This is a genomic window from Austwickia sp. (assembly GCA_016699675.1).
In the GTDB taxonomy this organism is placed as follows: Bacteria; Actinomycetota; Actinomycetes; order Actinomycetales; family Dermatophilaceae; genus Austwickia.
In genome coordinates, this window is sequence record CP064985.1 from 3214466 (window position 1) to 3232671 (window position 18206).

Consider the following 18206-nt stretch of genomic DNA (forward strand, 5'->3'; position numbering starts at 1 on the left):
GCCGCGCCGACCTTGGGTCGCCGCGCGCCGGCGGCGCGCCCTGTGGACGGACCCCGCGGGGCCCGGGGGTGTGGACGGCGACGGGGCTGGGACCATCGCGGCCCGATTCGGTAGCGTGGCTCCGCCGAGTCGGTGACCGCCGCCGGCCGGGCCGACATCCCCGCGGTCCACCGCTAGCGAGAGGCAGCACCCGTGATTCCCGAGCCCGCGCCGACGATCATCCAGGGCGGGATGGGCGTGGCCGTCTCCTCATGGCAGATGGCGCGTTCCGTCGCGCTGGCGGGCGAGCTGGGGGTGGTGTCGGGCACGGCCCTGGACGCGGTGCTGGCGCGCCGGCTCCAAGACGGTGACCCGGGCGGCCACGGCGTACGGGCGCTTGCGCACTTCCCGGATCAGGGAATGGCGGAGCGGGTGCTGACCCGCTACCTGCGGCCGCAGGGGCGCGGCGGGGCGCCGTACCGGCCCCATCCCACCCTGACCATCGAGCCGACCCGGGACGCGGTCGAGCTGTCGCTCACCGGCAACTTCGTCGAGGTGTGGCTCGCGAAGGAGGGCCACCGCGGCGGGATCGGTATCAACTTCCTGGAGAAGATCCAGATGGCGACGCCCGCGGCGGCGGTGGGGGCGATGCTGGCGGGTGTCGATTACGTGCTGATGGGGGCGGGCATCCCGCGCGAGATCCCCCGGCTGCTGCGGGACTTCGCGGCGGGTCGGCCGGGTGAGCTGACGATCGACGTTACTGGGGGCACCCGGCGGCACGTCTCGCGCGTCGACCCCGTGGCCGCGCTGGGCGAGTGCTTGCCGCCGTTAGCGCTTCCGAACTTCCTCGCCATCGTCTCGCTGCATTCGCTGGCCAGCTACCTGCACCGGGACGCCGAGATCCGCCCCGACGGCTTCGTCGTCGAGGGTCCACCCGCGGGTGGGCACAGCGCGCCGCCGCGGGGGAAGATGCAGCTCGACGCCGATGGTGACCCGATCTACGGCGAGCGTGACCTCGCCGACCTTCGCAAGATCGCGGACGTGGGGCTGCCGTTCTGGGTGGCCGGTGCGCGCTCCACGCCCGAGGCGGTGGCCGAGGTGCGGGCCGTCGGCGCGGCCGGGGTGCAATGCGGGACGGTCTTCGCGCTGTCGACGGATTCGGGGCTGGCGCCGGACGTGCGCGAGCGCCTGATGACCGAGCTGCGGGCGGGCACACTGGTGGTCCGTAACGATCCGCGGGCGTCGCCGACCGGCTTCCCGTTCAAGGTCGCGCAGGTGGCGGGGACGGTCTCGGAGCAGGAGACGTACGCCGCGCGCCCGCGCCTGTGCGACCTGTCCTACCTGCGGGAACCGTACGAGCGCGGCGACGGCTCCGTGGGCTATCGCTGCCCCAGCGAGCCGGTTGACGTCTATGTCCGCAAGGGTGGCGCGGAGGCCGACACCGTTGGCCGCAAGTGCCTGTGCAATGCGCTGCTGGCCAACATCGGGCTCGGGCAGGAACGCAAGGACGGGTACGTCGAGCGGCCCGGCATCACCCTCGGGCAGGACCTGGAGGGGGCCCAGCGGCTGCTGGCCGCCCATCCGGACGGCTGGTCGGCGCTGCAGGCGGTCGAGTGGCTCCGGGGCAGCGCGCAGTGATCTAAATCACATTTAGCGCGGAGCTGGTCGAATCCCGTTCTGGCCCCGCCCCGGCCGACCCCGCGCGGGGCCGTGGCCGCGTACGCCCCGGGCAACCTGCCTGTGGATAGCCGGTGGGTCGTCGGTGCCCCTCCGTAGCCTCTGTCTCCTGGGGGCGCCCACAGGCGCCGAGGCGCGAGGGTCACCGGGGGGTGGGGACGATGCCACCAGCCGTCGAGCTGGTCGAGGAGGAAGTGCGGGAGCTGGTACGTCGTGCCGGCCTGGACCCGATGGTCGAGCGGGCGGCGCTCCTGGAACTCGTCGAGGCCACGGTCGAGGACTACGAGCTGCGGTCGCTGCAGGGCAACCTGCCGCGGCTGACCGACCCGGCGGGAGCCATCCGGTCGGTCATGGATGCGGTGGCGGGCCTGGGGCCCCTGCAGCGATATCTGGACGATCCCGAGATCGAGGAGATCTGGATCAACGGACCGCACCAGGTGTTCGTGGCGAGGGGCGGCACGGCGGAGCTGACCACGACCCTGCTGTCGGACGAGGCGGTCCGCGATCTCGTCGAGCGGATGCTCAAGTCCTCCGGGCGGCGGGTCGACCTCTCCAGCCCCTTCGTCGACGCGACGCTGCCCGACGGGAGCCGGCTGCACGTGGTGATCCCCGACGTGGCCCGGCGGCACTGGCTCGTCAACATCCGCAAGTTCGTCGTCAAGGCCGAGCGCCTCACCGACCTGGTGCGGCTCGGCACGCTGCCCCGGGGTGCGGCCCGGTTCCTCGAGGCGGCCGTGGTCGCCGGGCTGAACATCCTGGTCGCCGGCGGCACGCAGGCGGGCAAGACGACGCTCCTGAACTGCCTCGCCGGCGCGATCCCGCCCCGCGAACGCGTGGTGACCTGCGAGGAAGTGTTCGAACTCAAGCTGGCCGTGCGCGACTGGGCCGCCCTGCAATGCCGGCAACCCAGCCTGGAGGGCACCGGCGAGGTCCCGTTGCGGCGGCTGGTCGTGGAGGCGTTGCGGATGCGGCCGAGCCGGCTGATCGTGGGGGAGGTCCGGCAGGCGGAGAGCCTGGACCTGCTCATCGCCCTGAACAGCGGCGTCCCGGGGATGTGTACGCTTCACGCGAATTCGGCCCGCGAGGCCGTCCTGAAAATGTGCACCCTCCCTTTGCTGGCGGGCGAGAACGTCGGGTCTCGCTTCGTCGTGCCGACCGTCGCCAACGCCGTCGACCTCGTCGTGCAGCTGGCCCTGGAACGGGACGGCACGCGACGGGTTCGCGAGATCGTCGGTCTGCCCGGACGCGTCGAAAACGATGTGGTCGAGGTGGCCGACCTCTTCGTCCGCCGGGGTGGCCGGTTGGTCCGCGCGGAGGGGTACCCGCCCCACGCCGAGCGTTTCGAGCGCGTCGGCTACGACCTCGCGGCCCTCCTCCAGAGCGGCGATGAGGACCACCTGCCCGTGCCGACCGGCGGCGGCACCCGATGACGGGCGCCGTGGTGGGTCTCCTCTTCGGCCTGGGGGTGTGCTGCGTGTGGTGGTCGTTCTGGCCCCGTCCGGTGCGCCCGCCGGGCGACCACACCCGGCGCCTGGAGGTGCGTGACGACCTCGTGCTCGCCGGATTCCCGACGGCCACCCCGGCCCGGCTCGCCGGCGCGTGCGTGGCCGCCGCGGGCACGGCGATGGTGCTGGCGTGGGTGGGCACGCGGGTCCTGCCGATCGCCGTGATCTTCGGCGCCCTCGTCGGTTATCTGCCCCTCGCGGTGGTCCGCAGCCGGGCCAGGTCCCGGCGCCGGGCCCTGCGCGAGGTCTGGCCCGACGTGGTGGACAACCTGGCCTCCGCCGTACGGGCCGGACTCTCGCTCCCCGAGGCGATCGCGCAGATCGGCAGCCGTGGCCCGCACGAGCTGCGTCCCGCGTTCTGCGCGTTCGGCGAGGACTATCGCGCCACGGGGCGGTTCTCCTTCTGCCTCGATCGGCTGAAGGCGAGTCTCGCCGACCCCGTCGCGGACCGCCTCGTCGAATCGCTGCGCATCGCCCGCGACGTGGGGGGCAGCGACCTCGGCCGGCTGCTCCGGACCCTGTCCGCCTTTCTTCGGGAGGACGCCCAGACCCGCGCGGAACTGGAGGCGCGGCAGAGCTGGACGGTCAACGCTGCCCGACTCGCGGTCGCCGCCCCGTGGCTCGTCCTCGGGATGCTGGCCACCCGCCCTGAGTCGGTGCGCGCGTATTCGAGCGTGGCGGGCGCCGTCGTCCTCCTCGCCGGCACGGCGGTGAGCCTGGTCGCCTACCGGTTGATGAGTGTGCTCGCCCGGCTTCCCGACGACGAACGCGTGCTGCGATGAGCGTTCTTGCCAGTCTCGGAGCGGTTTGCGGCGCCCTTTTCGCCGCGGGCGTGGTCCTGCTCTGGGCGGGGGCCCCGGTGCGGCGCCAGCCCACCCTGATCGCGCGGCTGGAGCCCTACCTCCGCGAGACCACACCCCCCAATCGGCTCCTTCCGGTGGCGGCGCACCGCGCGCGGACACCGCTGCTTCGGCCGGTGCTGGACCGTCTCGCCGACCTCATCGAGCGGCTGCTCGGCGGCGCGCCATCGGTCGCCCGGCGGCAGCTCCGGGCCGGTCTTCCCGTGGATGTCCCGGGTTTCCGGGCCGCTCAGGTGACCTGGGGCGCGGCGGGTGCCGCCGCGGGTGCAGGACTGGGTACGGCGGCGTGGCTGCGCAACCCGAGCTCCGTCGTGGTGGCCGTGACCGCGGTCCTGATCGGGGCCGTCGGGGGAGTGGTCGCCCGGGACTGGGCGCTGACTCGGCGCGTCCGCCGTCGGGAGATCCGGATGATGGCGGAGTTCCCCACCGTCGCCGAGTTGCTCGCGTTGTCGATCAGCGCCGGCGAGGGTACGGCGGCGGCCCTGGAGCGGGTTTGCCGCATCTCCTCCGGGGAGCTCGCGCGGGAACTGCACGGCGCCCTGGCCGACGCCCGGGCGGGCGCCCCGCTCCCGGTGGCCCTGCAGGGTTTGGCCGCGCGGACCGGACTGCCCGGCCTGGCCCGCTTCGTCGACGGCGTGGGGATCGCCCTCGAGCGCGGCACCCCCCTCGCCGACGTCCTGCGGGCCCAAGCCCAGGACGCGCGCGAGGAGGGCCGCCGTCACGTGCTGGAGGCCGCGGGCCGCAAGGAGATTCAGATGATGATCCCGGTGGTCTTTCTGGTGCTTCCCGTCACCGTCCTCTTCGCCGTCTACCCCGGCTTCATCTCCCTGCGCCTGACTCCGTGACCATGCCCCTCCACCGAAAGGCCACCACCATGACCCCCGTCCGCCCGTCGGCCGCCGCGTTGCTCGCGCCCCTCGTTGTGCTCACGACCCTGATGCGATGGGCCCGGGTGACCGCCGGCCCGGATGACGACCAGCGCGATCGCGAACGCGGTGACGTTCCCGGTTGGGTGCTGATTACGTTGATGACGGCCGGGCTCGTCACCACGATCTGGGCGCTGGCCGGGGCCCAGCTCGCCGAGCTCTTCACCCAGGCCATTGCGTCGGTCACCGGTCCCGGCAAGCGGTGAAGCCCCGGGCGCCGGGCACCGCGCTGGACGCCGCGCCGCCCACGGCGGCAACGGCTCCCACGGAGACGACGGCTCCCGCAGGGACCGCGGCGGCGACCACGGGGACCACGGCGACCACGGCGAGCGGGTGCTGGCGTCGCCAGGACGGCTCGGCGGTCGTGGACTTCGTGCTCGTGGCGGTCCTCGTCAGCGTCCTCGCCGCCGGTCTGCTCCAGCTGGGCCTGGCTCTGCATGTTCGGAACACCCTGACCTGGGCCGCCTCGGAGGGGGCACGCGCCGGTGCCCGGGTGGGGGCGTCCCCCGACGCCGGCGCCCAGCGCTGCCGCGAGCTGATCGCCGCCAGCCTGTCGCCCGCGTACGCCGAGGACGTGCGAGCCACCCGCACGCTCGACGGCGGGGTCGCCGTCGTGGAGGTCCAGGTGACGGCGCCCCTGCCGATCGTGGCCCTGTGGGGCCCGCCCGATGCGGTCAACACCCGTGGTCGCGCCTTCGCCGAGGATCAGCCGTGACCGAATCGCCCCCGCGCGTAGCGGGCGAGGAGGGCGCGGCGCTGATCGAGTTCATCGTCCTCGCCGTCGTCTTGCTCATTCCGACGATCTACCTGGTGCTCACGGTGGGACGCCTGCAGGCCGCGTCGTACGCCGTCTCCACCGCCGCCCGGGAGGCCGGCCGCGCGTACGTGACCGCCCCCCGCGGGTCCTCCCCGCAGGCTCGCGCCGACGCCGCCGCGCGGCTCGCGTTCGCCGACCACGGATTCGATACCGGCCGCATCGCCGTGCGGTGCGCCGCCGACCCGTGCCTGACCCCGGAGGCCAGGGTCGACGTCGACGCCACGGTCGACGTACCGCTTCCGCTCGTGCCCGCGTTCCTGGCGGACGCCGTGCCCACGACGATCCGCATCGAGGGCGGCTACGGCGTGACCGTGGACCGGTTCCGGGAAACCGCGCCATGAGGGACGAGCTCACGGAGGCGATGAAGGCCGGGTCCGACGACGGCGCGGAGGACGGCTCCCAGGACGGTCAGATCGGCCTGCTGATCCTCGGCGTGTGCGTCCTGGTCCTCACCCTGGTGGTCGGGGTCGTCAACGTGACGGCGGTTCAGCTCGCGCGGGTGCGCCTGTACGACGTCGCCGACGCCGCCGCCCTCGACGCCGCCGATGCGCTGGCCGATGATGCCGCGTACCGAACCGGCGTCGGCACGACGATCCCCCTCTCCGACGCGGGGGTGCGCGAACAGGCAGGGCGTCACCTCGCCCAGTCGGAGCGTCCCGTGCACGTGTCGAGTTGGGACCTCGCCCCTGGGACAGGCGTGGGGGACGGCCGCGCCGCCACCGTCGTGCTCACCGGCACGGTCGAGATGCCGCTGGCCAGCGCCCTGCTGGCGGCCGTGTTCGGCCCGGTCGAACTCACCGTGTCAGCCACCGCGCAGGCCCGGGTGGGGCCACCCGGCGACAACCCCGCCCCGCCCAATCCCTGAGCTCTCGCCGGCTCGCTGGCCCGTCCGACCGCGCCCGGTCGCCCGACACCCCGCGTTCGCACAGGCCCTGATCAGGCGCCATGGAGCCGCCGTGGCTACCCTCGGGATATGCCCAGATTCCGTCGACCGTCGCACGCCTCCGTCGTGCGAGCCGGGGCCTGGGCGCTCGGGGTCTCGACGGCCACCCAGGTAGGGACGGCGGCGATCGTCATCGCCGTCGACGAGGTGCGCAAGCACCGTACGTCGCCGCCGGGCGCCTTCCCCCGAACGCCGCCGACCACGGCCGAGGTGGCCGGGTCCGCCGTCACGACGTACACCTACGGCGAGGACCTCTACGCGGACATGCTGGCGGCGATCCGCGACGCCCGCCAGGTGATCCTGTTCGAGACCTTCATCTGGAAGTCCGACGACGTGGGGGAGACGTTCAAGCGGGCCCTGATCGACGCCGCCGCCCGCGGCGTACAGGTCTTCGTCGTCTACGACGGATTCGCCAACCTCGTGGTCGACCCGCGGTTCTACCGGTTCCCGGCGACGCTGCACGTGCTGCGGTTCCCGGCGTTGCGGCTGGGGATGCTGATGTTGCAGCCTCGCTACTTCGGCCGCGACCACCGCAAGATCCTCGTGGTGGACCACGAGGTGGGCTTCGTGGGCGGATACAACATCGGGTCGCTCTACGCGACCAGCTGGCGGGACACCCACCTGAAGGTGGCCGGCCCCGCCGTCTGGGAGATCGAGAACACGTTCATCGACTTCTGGAACGAATACCGCGGGAAGAAGCACCCCGAGATCCCCGATCGGGGCGCCCGGGAATGGGAGCCCCGGATCCGGGCGGCCCGCAACGCACCGAATCGCATGCTGTTTCCCGTGCGCGGGCTCTATCTCGACGCCATCGACCGGGCGGTCGAGCGCATCTACATCACGCAGGCCTACTTCCTGCCCGACCGCGAGATTCTCGGGTCGTTGCTCGCGGCGGCGAAGCGCGGCGTCGACGTCCGCATCCTGATCCCGGAATACAGCAACCACATCGTCGCGGACTGGGCCGCCCGCGGGTACTTCGCGGCCCTGCTCAAGGGCGGCGTCACGATCTGGCTCTACCGGGATTCGATGGTGCACGCCAAGACCGCGACCATCGACGGCCTGTGGTCCACGGTCGGGACCGCCAACATCGACCGGCTCAGCCTGCTCGGCAACCACGAGGTCAACCTGGAGCTGTTCAGCGACGAACAGGCGGCGCACATGGAAGAGGTGTTCGCCCGCGATCTGTCGCATTGTCGACAATTGCACCTCAACGACTGGCAGGCGCGCGGGCTTCTCGCCAGGGTCGGCGAGCGCATCCTCGGACGCATGCAACCGCTGCTCTAAGCCGGGCAGCCGGCTTGCCGTTGCCCTCATTTTCGTCCGAAAGTCGGAGCGCGCCGCAGCGATCGGTCATTCCCGGGACTATCTGCGATCGTGGGAATATGCCGGTGCGGCAACTCGTTCGAGATCTCACGGAGGAGACGACACCCCATCCGCTCGTCGCGGCGCTGAGGCGTCGTCTCGATCCCGTGGGTTCGCCGTGGACGGCGCACCCGGTGTGGTGTCTCGCCTACTGCGTGGCGGTGTGGTCGGGCCGGCGGCTGCTCGTGGGCGATGCCCAGATCGCCGCCACGTGGCCGGCCATCGGCATCGCCTTCGCCTGGTTGGTGCCGTTCGTCAGTGATCGCCGCCAGTACCGGCGGGCGCCGTTCTGGCTCGTGATCGCCTTCATCGTGGCGTCCTCCGCGCTGATCGCGCTGCACACCGGCCGCCCCACCCCGGTGGGGAACTATTCGGGCGTGTCCAACTGCATCGCCGCCGTGGTCACCGCGGAGCTCTATCTGTCCGGCCGCGGCAGCCGGCGCCGGGAGTTCCTCATCACCGCTGATCTGGTCACCTATGTCACCGCGTGCACGCTCGGGGTGGCGGCATCGTGGCTGGCGGTGCCGGTGGTGGCCGTCGCTTTCCGGGCGCTCGACTGGGCGGGCGCCGGCTACTGGTACCTGCGCAACCTCAGCTCGCTGGCCTATCTGGGGCTGATCGGCCTCCTCGTCCTCGGGGAGCGGCGTCGCTACGTGGCGCGGGAGTCACCGTGGTACGTCGTACCGGTCGCGCTCGCTCTCACCGCGGGGATGGTGCTCTTCCTGACGCAGACCGACCTCAGCGTGATCCTGTCGTTCGCCATTCTGCTGTGCGCCGTCGTCGCCAGCTCGCTGATGTCCGTGCTGCAGTGCTACGTCTACCTGGTGGCGGTCGGCGGCAGCCTCATCGCCTTGGGGGTGGCGGGTCAGTGGCCCTACGACTGGCTGCCCACCGACGCCCAGGGCGCGCTGCTGCACTTCGTGCTCCTCGTCGCCCTGGTGGTCTCGCTCGCTCTGTCGGTGGATCGCGAGGAACGCGCGGTGCTCTTCGAGGAGCTGTCGCGCGACCGCATGCGCCTGGCGGAGCAGACGAGCCTGCTGCGCACGATCCTGGGCTCGATGAGCGAGGGCGTGGTGGTGTTGGACGCCAAGGGCGCGGTCCTCCTGCGCAATCAGGCCGCCGTGGGCATGATGATCGGAAACGGCGAAGGCGTCGAGGGCGCCCTAGGAGGCGCCGCGCGGGAGGTCGGGTCCCCGCGGTCCGGCCTGTCGGGGCTCGGGGCGCCCCTGGACCGGGGCATGGTCTTGCCTCGCGAGGCCCCGCCGTTGCCGCCGGTGGACCTCGTCCTGCGGGACGCGGTCGGGGTGCCGATCCGGACGGTCTCGGTGGAATCGCACATGCTGGACGCCGGAGAGCTGGGCTCGGTGGCGATCCTGCGCGACGTCACCGAGGAACGTCGCCAGCTCAGCGAGCTGCGCACCTTCGCCCGGGTGGTGGCGCACGATCTGCGGCAGCCGCTCGCGGCCATCGTGATGTGGGTGGACACGCTGCGCCAGGAACTCGGCGACCGGGGCGCTGGGCACGCCGCGGAGGAGGGTCTGGACCACATCAGCGCGGCCACCGTGCGCATGGACACCCTCCTCGGCGACCTGTTGGCCTACGCGTTGGCGCGGGACGGCAACCTCGTGGTGACCGAGTTCGATCTTCAGGCGCTCGTCGACGAGGTCGTGGCAGCGCGGCTGCCTGCCGAGGCGACGCCGCCGACCATCCAGGCGGAGGTGCCCTTTCAGCTCCGCGGTGACCGCGCGTTGATTCGCCAGGTGGTCGATAACGTGGTGGGGAACTCGCTGAAGTACACCGTGGAGGGGCACCCCGCCGAGATCGAGATCAGCGGCCAGCGCACCGCCTCCGGCTATCTGACGATGACGATCGCCGACCGCGGCATCGGGGTGCCCGTGGGGGAGGAGGCCTCGATCTTCGAGGAGTTCCACCGCGTCTCCGGGGCGGCTCGGCGCTACCCGGGCACCGGGCTGGGGCTGGCGATCTCTCGGCGGGTGGTCGAGCGGCACCACGGCTTCATCTCGGCTCGGCAGCGGCCCGGGGGAGGGACCTGCGTCGACATCACCTTGCCGGGGTGACGGCCCCGGGGAAGCCGGCTCCGCGACCGGGCCGGCGTGGCCCTGGGACCCCTGCTGACGTGGGTGAGCCCGGGCGGAGGGCTGCGCCGCCCTGCCGTAGACTCGATCCTCGTGGCCACCGACTTTCCCGCCGAAATCAAAGACCTACGGGCGACGATGGCGTCGGTCCGTGAGGTCACCGACGTCGCGAAGCTCAAGGCGCACATCGAGGATCTGGAGCGGCAGGCGAGCGCCCCGGATCTGTGGGACGACCAGGAGAACGCGCAGGCGGTGACGAGCCGGTTGTCCCGGGCCAATGCGGAGCTGGAGCGGATCGAGGGCATGGATGCCCGCATCGACGATCTCGAGGCGCTGGTCGAGATGGGCCAGGAGGAGAACGACGCCGAGACGATGGCCGAGGCGGAGACGGAACTGCGCGCGGCGCGTACGGCGGTCGGTGAGCTCGAGGTGCGCACATTGCTGGCGGGGGAGTACGACGAGCGCGAGGCGGTCATCACCATTCGGTCGGGCGCTGGCGGCGTCGACGCGGCGGACTTCGCCGAGATGTTGCTGCGGATGTATCTGCGCTGGGCGGAGCGGCACGGCTACCCGACGGCGGTCCTCGACACCAGCTACGCGGAGGAGGCGGGCCTGAAGTCGGCGACGTTCGAGGTCAAGGTGCCGTACGCCTACGGCAACCTGTCCGTCGAGGCCGGCACCCACCGCCTGGTCCGGATCAGCCCGTTCGACAATCAGGGCCGCCGGCAGACGAGTTTCGCGGCAGTAGAGGTCATTCCGCTGATCGAGCAGACCGACTCGATCGAGATCCCGGAGAACGAGATCAAAGTGGATGTCTTCCGCAGTTCCGGCCCGGGCGGCCAGAGCGTCAACACGACGGACTCGGCGGTCCGGATGACGCACATCCCCACGGGCATCGTCGTCTCGATGCAGAACGAGAAGAGCCAGATCCAGAACCGGGCTGCGGCGCTGCGGGTGCTGCAGTCCCGCCTGTTGCTGAAGCGCCAGGAGGAAGAGGCCGCGGCCAAGAAGGCGCTGGCCGGCAACGTGAAGGGCGAGTGGGGTGACCAGATGCGCAGCTACGTCCTGCACCCGTACCAGATGGTGAAGGACCTGCGGACCGAGTATGAGGTCGGCAACACCGCGGCGGTCTTCGACGGGGACATCGACGCGTTCTTGGAGGCGGGGATCCGCTGGAAGCGCTCGCTGGAGCGCGCCGAAGAAGGCAGCGAAGGCTAGGACCAGCGCAGCGCGGGCCGGGCCGCAGCGGAGTTCGAGAAGCGCGACCAGGAGCGCACGAGCGCGTCGAAGAAGGCAGCGAAGGCTTAGGACGGGCGGCGGCTGACTGAGACCTTGCTCACGTTGCAGACTCGTGAGTAGCGGTTGGCTCATGCGGCTGACCTCCACGAACGATGATGGAGGGGTGAGCGCGAAGACATCGGGCAGTGTCCCGTCAGCATGGCCGTCGTTTCTCCTGAGCCCCGCGGAGGAGGCTCCTGAGGTGACGGCCCACCAGATCGAGAGTCTTGGCGGGAAGGTGCCGATCGGGGCGAAGACGCCTGCGGCGCGTCCGACGACGGCGCCGCAGGCGTCGCCCCGGACGGCTTCGCCTGCCCACGCCTGATCGGCGGGACGGTGAGCTGGCCCACACGAGAGGTGGGTCACGCGGGGCGCATCAGCCCCTTTGTTACTGGCGCGTAGAGATTTCGATCACGGACCTCTGATCAGCATAAATAACTGATCACTCCGGACGATGCTAAGGGCATGAGCCTCATCGACCTGGGTTCGGCCATTGACCAGAGCGTCCACCTGCGGTTGCGCACGGTCGAGATCAGAGACCACAGCGCCCCCGCCGCCACCGGCATCCCGACCATCGTCGTCGCGCCCTTCGTGGGCCACGCGACCACGATCGCCGATCATGACGCGGGGCACAGCCTGATGGCGGTGTTGCGCGCGGCGGGCGTGGGGCCGCTGTACCTGACGAGCTGGCGCTCGGCCACGCCCGACATGGCGGACCTGGGGATCGAGAACTACCTCGAGGATCTCCTCGTCTGTCTGGACGACCTCGGCGGCCGGGCGAACCTCGTCGGCTTGGGCCTGGGCGGGTGGATGTGCGCCTTGCTGGCGGCGCGGTTCCCCGAGCGGGTCAACGCGCTGGTGCTCGCCGGGACGCCCGTCGACGGCGAAGCGGTCGACGGGCCGATGGGCCGGTTGGTCGTGCGCACTCCGCTGTCGACCCACCAGTCGCTGGTGCGCGCCGGCCGGGGCGTGCTCCCGGGTGAGTTCCTGTTCGACGCCTGGCCCGGCCTGGACCCCGCGGAGGTGGGCCTGGCCCCGCAGCCCGACCTCTGGGACGACCTGGCGGAGGCGGAGCGGCGCCGGCAGGGGCGGGACTTCGCCACCTGGGACGACGAGACCCCGGACCTTCCCGGACGGCTCTACCTGGAGGCGATCGAGCACCTCTCGCTGCGCAGCGAGTTCGCGCACGGCGGGTTCCCGGTGCTGGGCCGGCCGGCGGACCCGAAGGCCATCACCTGTCCGCTGTACCTCCTGGCCGGCGACGCCGACGCGTTCGTGCCGCCGGAGCAGGTCTTCGCGGCGGCGCGGCTGTTCGGGACGCCGAAGGACGCCGTACGTCGGGAGCTCGTGGCCGCCGGACACGTGGGGCTGTTCATGGGCTGCACCAGCCTGGCGCAGACCTGGCCACGCGTGGGCGCCTGGCTGGCGGACCTCTCCTGACGGCCATCCCGGCGCGCGGTCGCGCCCGACGCGCGTCGTGCCGGCGCTGACGCGCCCTCCTGGCGTGGCACCCTGGGGGCATGGGATGGGCTGAGCTGTTCGGGGGCGGATCGGGGACGAGCGGTGCGGCGGTGGCCGACCTGCGGCGTCGGGTGGCGACGTTGGAGGCACAGGTGGACGCCCTGGCCCACGCCAGTGGCGTGGATCTGACGAGACTGCCTGTCCCCGCCGTGGTCTCCCCGCGGGTCCGCCAGCTCGCGCTGAGGGCAAGGAGATCAAGGCGATCAAGGTCCACCGAGGAGACCGGGCTGGGGCTGGCCGAGGCCAAGGCGGACGTCGACGGCATCACCCGCTGACCCCGCACGACACGCGAACGGGGGCGTCCGGCCGAAGCCGAACGCCCCCGTTGCCCGGTGCCGATCGGTGCCTAGCCGATCCGGCACCAACTCATGCCTGTCGCGTCAGGCCCACTCGAGCAGGACCTGGCCGCCCTGGACGGCCTCACCGACGGAGACGTCCACGGCGGAGACCGTGCCGTCGGCCGGCGCCGTGATCTCGGTTTCCATCTTCATGGCTTCCAGCACCATCAGGGTCTGGCCGGACTTCACCGCCTCACCCTCCTTCACCAGGATCTTCACGACCGTCCCGGCGAGCGGCGCCGTCAGCCCGTTGCGGGCGTCGGCGGTGGCCTTGGCCGCCGTCGGCGTGACGCCATAGGCCGAGGTGCTGCCGATCATGATGGCGCCGAGGGTGGGGGCGGGCTCCTCCTCGACCTCGACATTCACGTCGTAGTCGATGCCGTTCACCGTCACCTTGAGCTTCATGTCCCTACCCTTCTACCAAGTCTGGCCGTGCGAGATGTGGTGCGATTGCTGCACGTCCGTGCGGCCCATGGAGGCCCACGAGTTGCTGCGGCGACGCACGTGCACCTGCTTGACCTTGGCCCGGTGGCCGAGGTAGGCCGCGCAGGCGGCGCTGATGGCGAGGAGCACGTCCTCCGGGAGGTCACCCGGCGGGTGGAACTGGTTGATGTGCTTCTCAAGCTGGTCGACCCGTGCGGTCAGCTTCTCGATGGCCTCGAGCAGCTGCGCGACCGGGACGTCGGGTCCGGTGTCGCTCATGAAGTTCCTTCCTGGTCTGCTCTGGCGATCGTCACAGCGGGATGAGGCCGTGCTTCTTGGCGGGCCGCATGTCGCGCTTGGTCAGCAGCACCTCGAGGGCGCGCGCAATGTACAACCGCGTCTCGGCGGGCTCGATGACGTCGTCGACGTAGCCGCGGGCCGCGGAGACGTACGGCGTGCTGAACGCGTTGCGGTAGAGGTCGATGAGCTCCTGCCGCTTGGCCGCCGGGTCGTCGGCCGCGGCGATCTCCTTGCGGAAGACCACGCCCGCGGCGCCCTCTGCGCCCATTACCGCGATCTCCGCGCTCGGCCAGGCATAGACCCGGTCGGCGTGTAGATCCTTGGAACACATGGCGATGTACGCGCCGCCGTACGCCTTGCGCAGCACGACGGTGATCTTCGGGACGGTCGCCGCGGAGTAGGCGAACAGCAGCTTCGCGCCGTGCCGGATGATGCCGCCGTACTCCTGCTGCGTGCCCGGCATGAAGCCCGGTACGTCGACCAGGGTGACCAACGGAATGTTGAAGGCGTTGCAGAATCGCACGAAGCGCGCCGACTTGTCGGAGGCGTTGATGTCCAGCACGCCGGACATCTGGTTGCACTGGTTGGCGATGAACCCGACGACGTTGCCGGCGATGCGGCCGAAGCCGATGACGATGTTCATCGCGTAGCCGGCCTGCACCTCCAGGAAGTCCCCGGCATCGGCCAGCTTCACGATGATGTCGCGGACGTCGTAGGCCTTCTTCGGGTCGTCCGGGATGATGTCGTTCAGCGACTCGTCCGGGTCGACCTCGTCGTGGCCGGGCACGAACGGCGGGTCCTCGGTGTTGTTGCTCGGCAGGAAGCTGAGCAGCTTCTTGGCGATGAGGAGGGCCTGCTCGTCGGTCTCGGCGACGAAGTGCGTCACCCCGGAGCGGACCATGTGCGCCATGGGGCCGCCAAGGTCTTCGCCGGTGACGACCTCGCCGGTCACCGACTTGATGACGTCCGGGCCGGTGATGAACATCCGCGCCGCGTTGGTCTGGATGATGAAGTCGGTCAGCGCGGGGGAGTAGACCGCACCACCGGCGCAGGGGCCCATGATGATCGAGATCTGCGGGCAGACCCCGGAGAGCATGACGTTCTCGTAGAACACCTTGCCGTAGCCGGACAGGGAGTCCACGCCCTCCTGCACCCGGGCGCCGCCGGAGTCGTTGATGCACACGAATGGCGTGCCGATCTCCAGGGCCGCGTGCTGGGCCTTGCTCACCTTGGTGTTGTGCATCTCGCCGGCGGAGCCGCCCGCGACGGAGAAGTCCTGGCTGGCGAAGTGGATCGGGCGACCCAGCACGTTGCCACACCCGGTGACCACGCCGTCCGCCGGCATGACCGCCTTGTCCATGCCGAACATCGTGGTGCGGTGCTCGGCGAAGAGCCCGATCTCCTCCATCGTGCCGGGGTCGAGCAGCTCGGCGAGACGCTCGCGCGCCGTGAGCTTGCCCGACTCGTGCTGCTTCTCGTGGCGCGCCGCGCCGCCGCCGGCCTCGAGTTTGGCGCGCCGCTCGCGGAGCTCCGCGATGCGATCGGCCATCGTCTTCGGCTTGTCTGCCATATCGGCCGTCCTCCTTGTGGTCTCGGACCGGGCTCAGGCCGGCTTGACGGCGACGCTGTGCGTGCGCCCGTCGACGGTCACGTCGTAGCGGATCGGGGCGCGCACCGGACCCGACTTGCCGTCGCTCATCGCGGCCAGCTTCTCGGCCTCCACCTCGGCGGGATCCTTGGCCACCGACTTGGGGCCCTCGGGCCGGGTCTTGAAGAACCCCGGCGCGACCTTGGGGAACATCGCGTAGGTGAGCACGTCCTCGTCGGTGCCGTTGAAGCCCTCGACCTCCGCGGCTTCCTTCTTCAGGGTCTCGAACTCGGCGGGGATGAGGTCCGCGGGCCGCTGCTCGATCGGCTCCTTGCCGGTCTGCTCCTTGGCCTTGGCGACGACCTCCGGGTCGTAGTCGCCGATGTTGTGGCCGTAGTAACCCAGCATCAGGTCCGCGAACTCGGCGGTGAGCACCTTGTAGGGGCCCATGAGCACGTTGAACACGGCCTGGGTGCCGACGATCTGGCTGGACGGCGTCACCAGCGGCGGGTAGCCGGAGGCCTTGCGGACGTTCGGGACTTCTTCGAGGACCTCGCGCAGCTTGTCGCCGGCGCCCTGCTGCTTGAGCTGGGACTCCATGTTGGAGATCATCCCGCCGGGGATCTGGCTGTCGAAGATGTCGGTGTCGACGGAGAAGGCGCTCATGAACTGCGCGTACTTCGGCTTGACGACCGCGAAGTGGTCGCGCACCTTGCGCAGCAGGGCCTTGTCGAGATCGGCGCTGTAGTCGGTGCCCTCCAGCATCTCCTGGAGCGACTCGGTCGGGTTGTGGCCCGGGCCCAGCGACATGGAGCTGATGGCCGTGTCGACGACGTCGGCGCCGGCCTCGATCGCGCGCCACAGGGACACGAGCGTGACGCCCGTGGTGGCGTGGCAGTGGATGTTGATCTGCATGTCCGGCATCTCGGCCTTGATGGCCTTGACGATGTCGTACGCCGGCTGGGGCTTCAGGAGCGCCGCCATGTCCTTCAGGGCCAGGGACTCCGCGCCCATGTCGCGCAGCTGCCGGGCCAGCTGCACGTAGCCCTCCGTGGTGTGCAGCGGGGATGTGGTGTAGCAGATGGTGCCCTGCGCGTGCTTGCCGGACTTCTTCACGGCGGCCATGGCGCGCTCGAGGTTGCGCGGGTCGTTCAGGGCGTCGAAGACCCGGAAGACGTCCATGCCGTTCTCGGCGGCCTTCTCGACGAAGTGGTCGACGACGTCGTCGGCGTAGTGCCGGTAGCCGAGCAGGTTCTGGCCGCGCAGCAACATCTGCAAGCGCGAGTTGGGCATGAGCTTGCGGAACGTCCGCAGGCGCTCCCAGGGATCCTCGTTGAGGAATCGGATGCAGGAATCGAACGTGGCGCCGCCCCAGCACTCCACGCTCCAGAAGCCGGCCTTGTCGATGTCCGCGCATGCGTCGACCATGTCCTCCATGGCCATCCGGGTGGCCATGAGGCTCTGGTGCGCGTCCCGGAGGGCGAGCTCTGTCACACCGATCTGTCGCGTCATGGGGCTCATCCAACCATGGGCGCCCCGTCGGTTTCGACGGCTGCGGGGAAACAAGGACGAACGTCTTCGTTTGTCGAGGTATGGATCCCGGTCTTCGAACAGATCGGCTCGCCATCTGGGATCTGCCCGCCGGGATCGGGGGCGCCGGCCGTCGGGCCGGCCCGGGCCGCAACGCCGCTGGGACCTGGGGTTACCGCAGCGCGTGAGATCGCGCCGTAGGCTGGCGATCGAGCACCACGGGGCCGAAGGCGGTCGCCCGGACCCGGGGCCGTGCGGTCTCCCGGCGTACCGCGGCACCCGCCACGCACCTGACACCGACCCAGGCCCCGACGCAGGAACCCGGCCACGCACCCGAGAACGGACCCACGAGGACTAGCTGAACGCATGATCGACTTCGACGGCGTCTCCATGCGCTACGGACGCACCCAGCGCCCGGCCCTGGACAACGTGACCCTGACCATCGGCGACGGCGAGTTCGCCTTTCTTGTCGGCGCCTCCGGTTCCGGCAAGTCGACGATGATGCGGCTCATCCTCTGCGAGGAGCGCCCCTCCGCCGGCCGGATCACCGTCGCCGGGCGGGAGGTGACGAGCATGCGCCGCCGGCAGGTGCCCAAGCTGCGCCGCGACATCGGCATGGTGTTCCAGGACTTCCGGCTGCTCCCGGACAAGACGGTCTACGACAACACCGCCTACGTCATGCATGTGCTCGGCCACCACGGTCGCGCCATCCGCCGCTCCGTCGGTGAATCGCTGGACCTGGTCGGGCTGTCGGGGATGGCCAAGCGCCTGCCGAGCGAGTTGTCCGGCGGCGAGCAGCAACGCGTCGCGATCGCCCGCGCCGTGGTGAAGAACCCCACGCTGCTGCTCGCCGACGAACCCACCGGCAACCTCGATCCCACGACGAGCCTGGGCATCGTCTCCCTGCTCGACGACATCAACGGGCGCGGCACCACAGTCGTGATGGCCACCCATGACGACGAGATCGTCAACCAGTTGCGCCGGCGGGTCATCGAACTCGACGACGGCGCGGTCGTGCGGGATCAGGCCCGCGGCGTGTACGGCGGGGGGCAGCGATGAGACC

At 70.9% G+C, this 18206-nt stretch carries 18 protein-coding genes; 14 read left to right on the top strand and 4 right to left on the bottom strand.

Going from position 1 to position 18206, the window contains the following annotated elements; genetic code table 11:
• Nucleotides 1-231 precede the first annotated feature (231 nt).
• The 13 genes from IPK37_14660 to IPK37_14720 all read left to right on the top strand — a co-directional run bounded on the left by IPK37_14660 (nt 232) and on the right by IPK37_14720 (nt 13239).
• Nucleotides 232-1617, top strand: a complete 1386-nt coding sequence (locus IPK37_14660) for a nitronate monooxygenase (GenBank protein QQS02905.1) — start codon at nt 232-234, stop codon at nt 1615-1617.
• 200 nt (nt 1618-1817) lie between these two features.
• The gene (locus IPK37_14665; GenBank protein QQS00147.1) at nt 1818-3086 is read left to right on the top strand and encodes a CpaF family protein; all 1269 of its coding nucleotides are present in this window, start codon (nt 1818-1820) and stop codon (nt 3084-3086) included.
• Entirely contained in the window at nt 3083-3943 is an 861-nt protein-coding gene (locus IPK37_14670) for a type II secretion system F family protein (protein ID QQS00148.1), read from the top strand. The genes IPK37_14665 and IPK37_14670 overlap by 4 nt, the downstream gene beginning before the upstream one ends.
• Nucleotides 3940-4866, top strand: coding sequence for a type II secretion system F family protein (locus IPK37_14675; GenBank protein ID QQS00149.1), 927 nt, complete (start codon nt 3940-3942; stop codon nt 4864-4866). The genes IPK37_14670 and IPK37_14675 overlap by 4 nt, the downstream gene beginning before the upstream one ends.
• A gap of 92 nt (nt 4867-4958) precedes the next feature.
• Nucleotides 4959-5153, top strand: a complete 195-nt coding sequence (locus tag IPK37_14680; protein QQS02906.1) for a hypothetical protein — start codon at nt 4959-4961, stop codon at nt 5151-5153.
• 158 nt (nt 5154-5311) lie between these two features.
• Nucleotides 5312-5662 (top strand): pilus assembly protein, encoded by a 351-nt coding sequence (locus tag IPK37_14685; GenBank protein ID QQS02907.1) that lies wholly within the window; start codon nt 5312-5314, stop codon nt 5660-5662.
• Nucleotides 5659-6105 (top strand): pilus assembly protein, encoded by a 447-nt coding sequence (locus IPK37_14690; GenBank protein QQS00150.1) that lies wholly within the window; start codon nt 5659-5661, stop codon nt 6103-6105. Before IPK37_14685 ends, IPK37_14690 begins: the two co-directional genes overlap by 4 nt.
• Nucleotides 6102-6629, top strand: a complete 528-nt coding sequence (locus tag IPK37_14695; GenBank protein ID QQS00151.1) for a hypothetical protein — start codon at nt 6102-6104, stop codon at nt 6627-6629. The genes IPK37_14690 and IPK37_14695 overlap by 4 nt, the downstream gene beginning before the upstream one ends.
• 108 nt (nt 6630-6737) lie before the next feature.
• Nucleotides 6738-7991, top strand: a complete 1254-nt coding sequence (locus IPK37_14700) for a phosphatidylserine/phosphatidylglycerophosphate/cardiolipin synthase family protein (protein ID QQS00152.1) — start codon at nt 6738-6740, stop codon at nt 7989-7991.
• A 98-nt stretch (nt 7992-8089) separates the two neighbouring features.
• The gene (locus IPK37_14705) at nt 8090-10147 is read left to right on the top strand and encodes a hypothetical protein (protein QQS00153.1); all 2058 of its coding nucleotides are present in this window, start codon (nt 8090-8092) and stop codon (nt 10145-10147) included.
• Nucleotides 10148-10258: 111 nt separating this feature from the next.
• The gene (prfB, locus tag IPK37_14710; protein QQS00154.1) at nt 10259-11383 is read left to right on the top strand and encodes a peptide chain release factor 2; all 1125 of its coding nucleotides are present in this window, start codon (nt 10259-10261) and stop codon (nt 11381-11383) included.
• 525 nt (nt 11384-11908) lie between these two features.
• A complete protein-coding gene (locus IPK37_14715) occupies nt 11909-12883 on the top strand; it encodes an alpha/beta hydrolase (protein ID QQS00155.1) in 975 nt (324 codons plus the stop codon).
• 80 nt (nt 12884-12963) lie between these two features.
• The gene (locus IPK37_14720) at nt 12964-13239 is read left to right on the top strand and encodes a hypothetical protein (protein QQS00156.1); all 276 of its coding nucleotides are present in this window, start codon (nt 12964-12966) and stop codon (nt 13237-13239) included.
• A 105-nt stretch (nt 13240-13344) separates the two neighbouring features.
• Here the strand turns inward: IPK37_14720 and IPK37_14725 are convergent, their stop codons facing one another.
• Genes IPK37_14725 through IPK37_14740 form a run of 4 tightly spaced genes read right to left on the bottom strand, consistent with a single transcriptional unit; the run spans nt 13345 to nt 17134 of the window.
• Entirely contained in the window at nt 13345-13707 is a 363-nt protein-coding gene (locus tag IPK37_14725; protein ID QQS00157.1) for a biotin/lipoyl-binding protein, read from the bottom strand.
• A 12-nt stretch (nt 13708-13719) separates the two neighbouring features.
• Nucleotides 13720-14004 (bottom strand): hypothetical protein, encoded by a 285-nt coding sequence (locus tag IPK37_14730; protein ID QQS00158.1) that lies wholly within the window; start codon nt 14002-14004, stop codon nt 13720-13722.
• A gap of 31 nt (nt 14005-14035) precedes the next feature.
• Complete coding sequence (locus IPK37_14735; protein QQS00159.1) at nt 14036-15595, bottom strand: acyl-CoA carboxylase subunit beta; 1560 nt, start codon at nt 15593-15595, stop codon at nt 14036-14038.
• Nucleotides 15596-15628: 33 nt separating this feature from the next.
• Complete coding sequence (locus IPK37_14740; GenBank protein ID QQS00160.1) at nt 15629-17134, bottom strand: methylmalonyl-CoA carboxytransferase subunit 5S; 1506 nt, start codon at nt 17132-17134, stop codon at nt 15629-15631.
• 375 nt (nt 17135-17509) lie between these two features.
• On the opposite strand from IPK37_14740, the gene ftsE reads away from it, so the two are divergent.
• Nucleotides 17510-18202 carry a cell division ATP-binding protein FtsE gene (ftsE, locus tag IPK37_14745; protein QQS00161.1) on the top strand — a complete coding sequence of 231 codons (693 nt, stop codon included), beginning with the start codon at nt 17510-17512 and terminating at the stop codon, nt 18200-18202.
• The last annotated feature ends 4 nt before the right edge of the window (nt 18203-18206 follow it).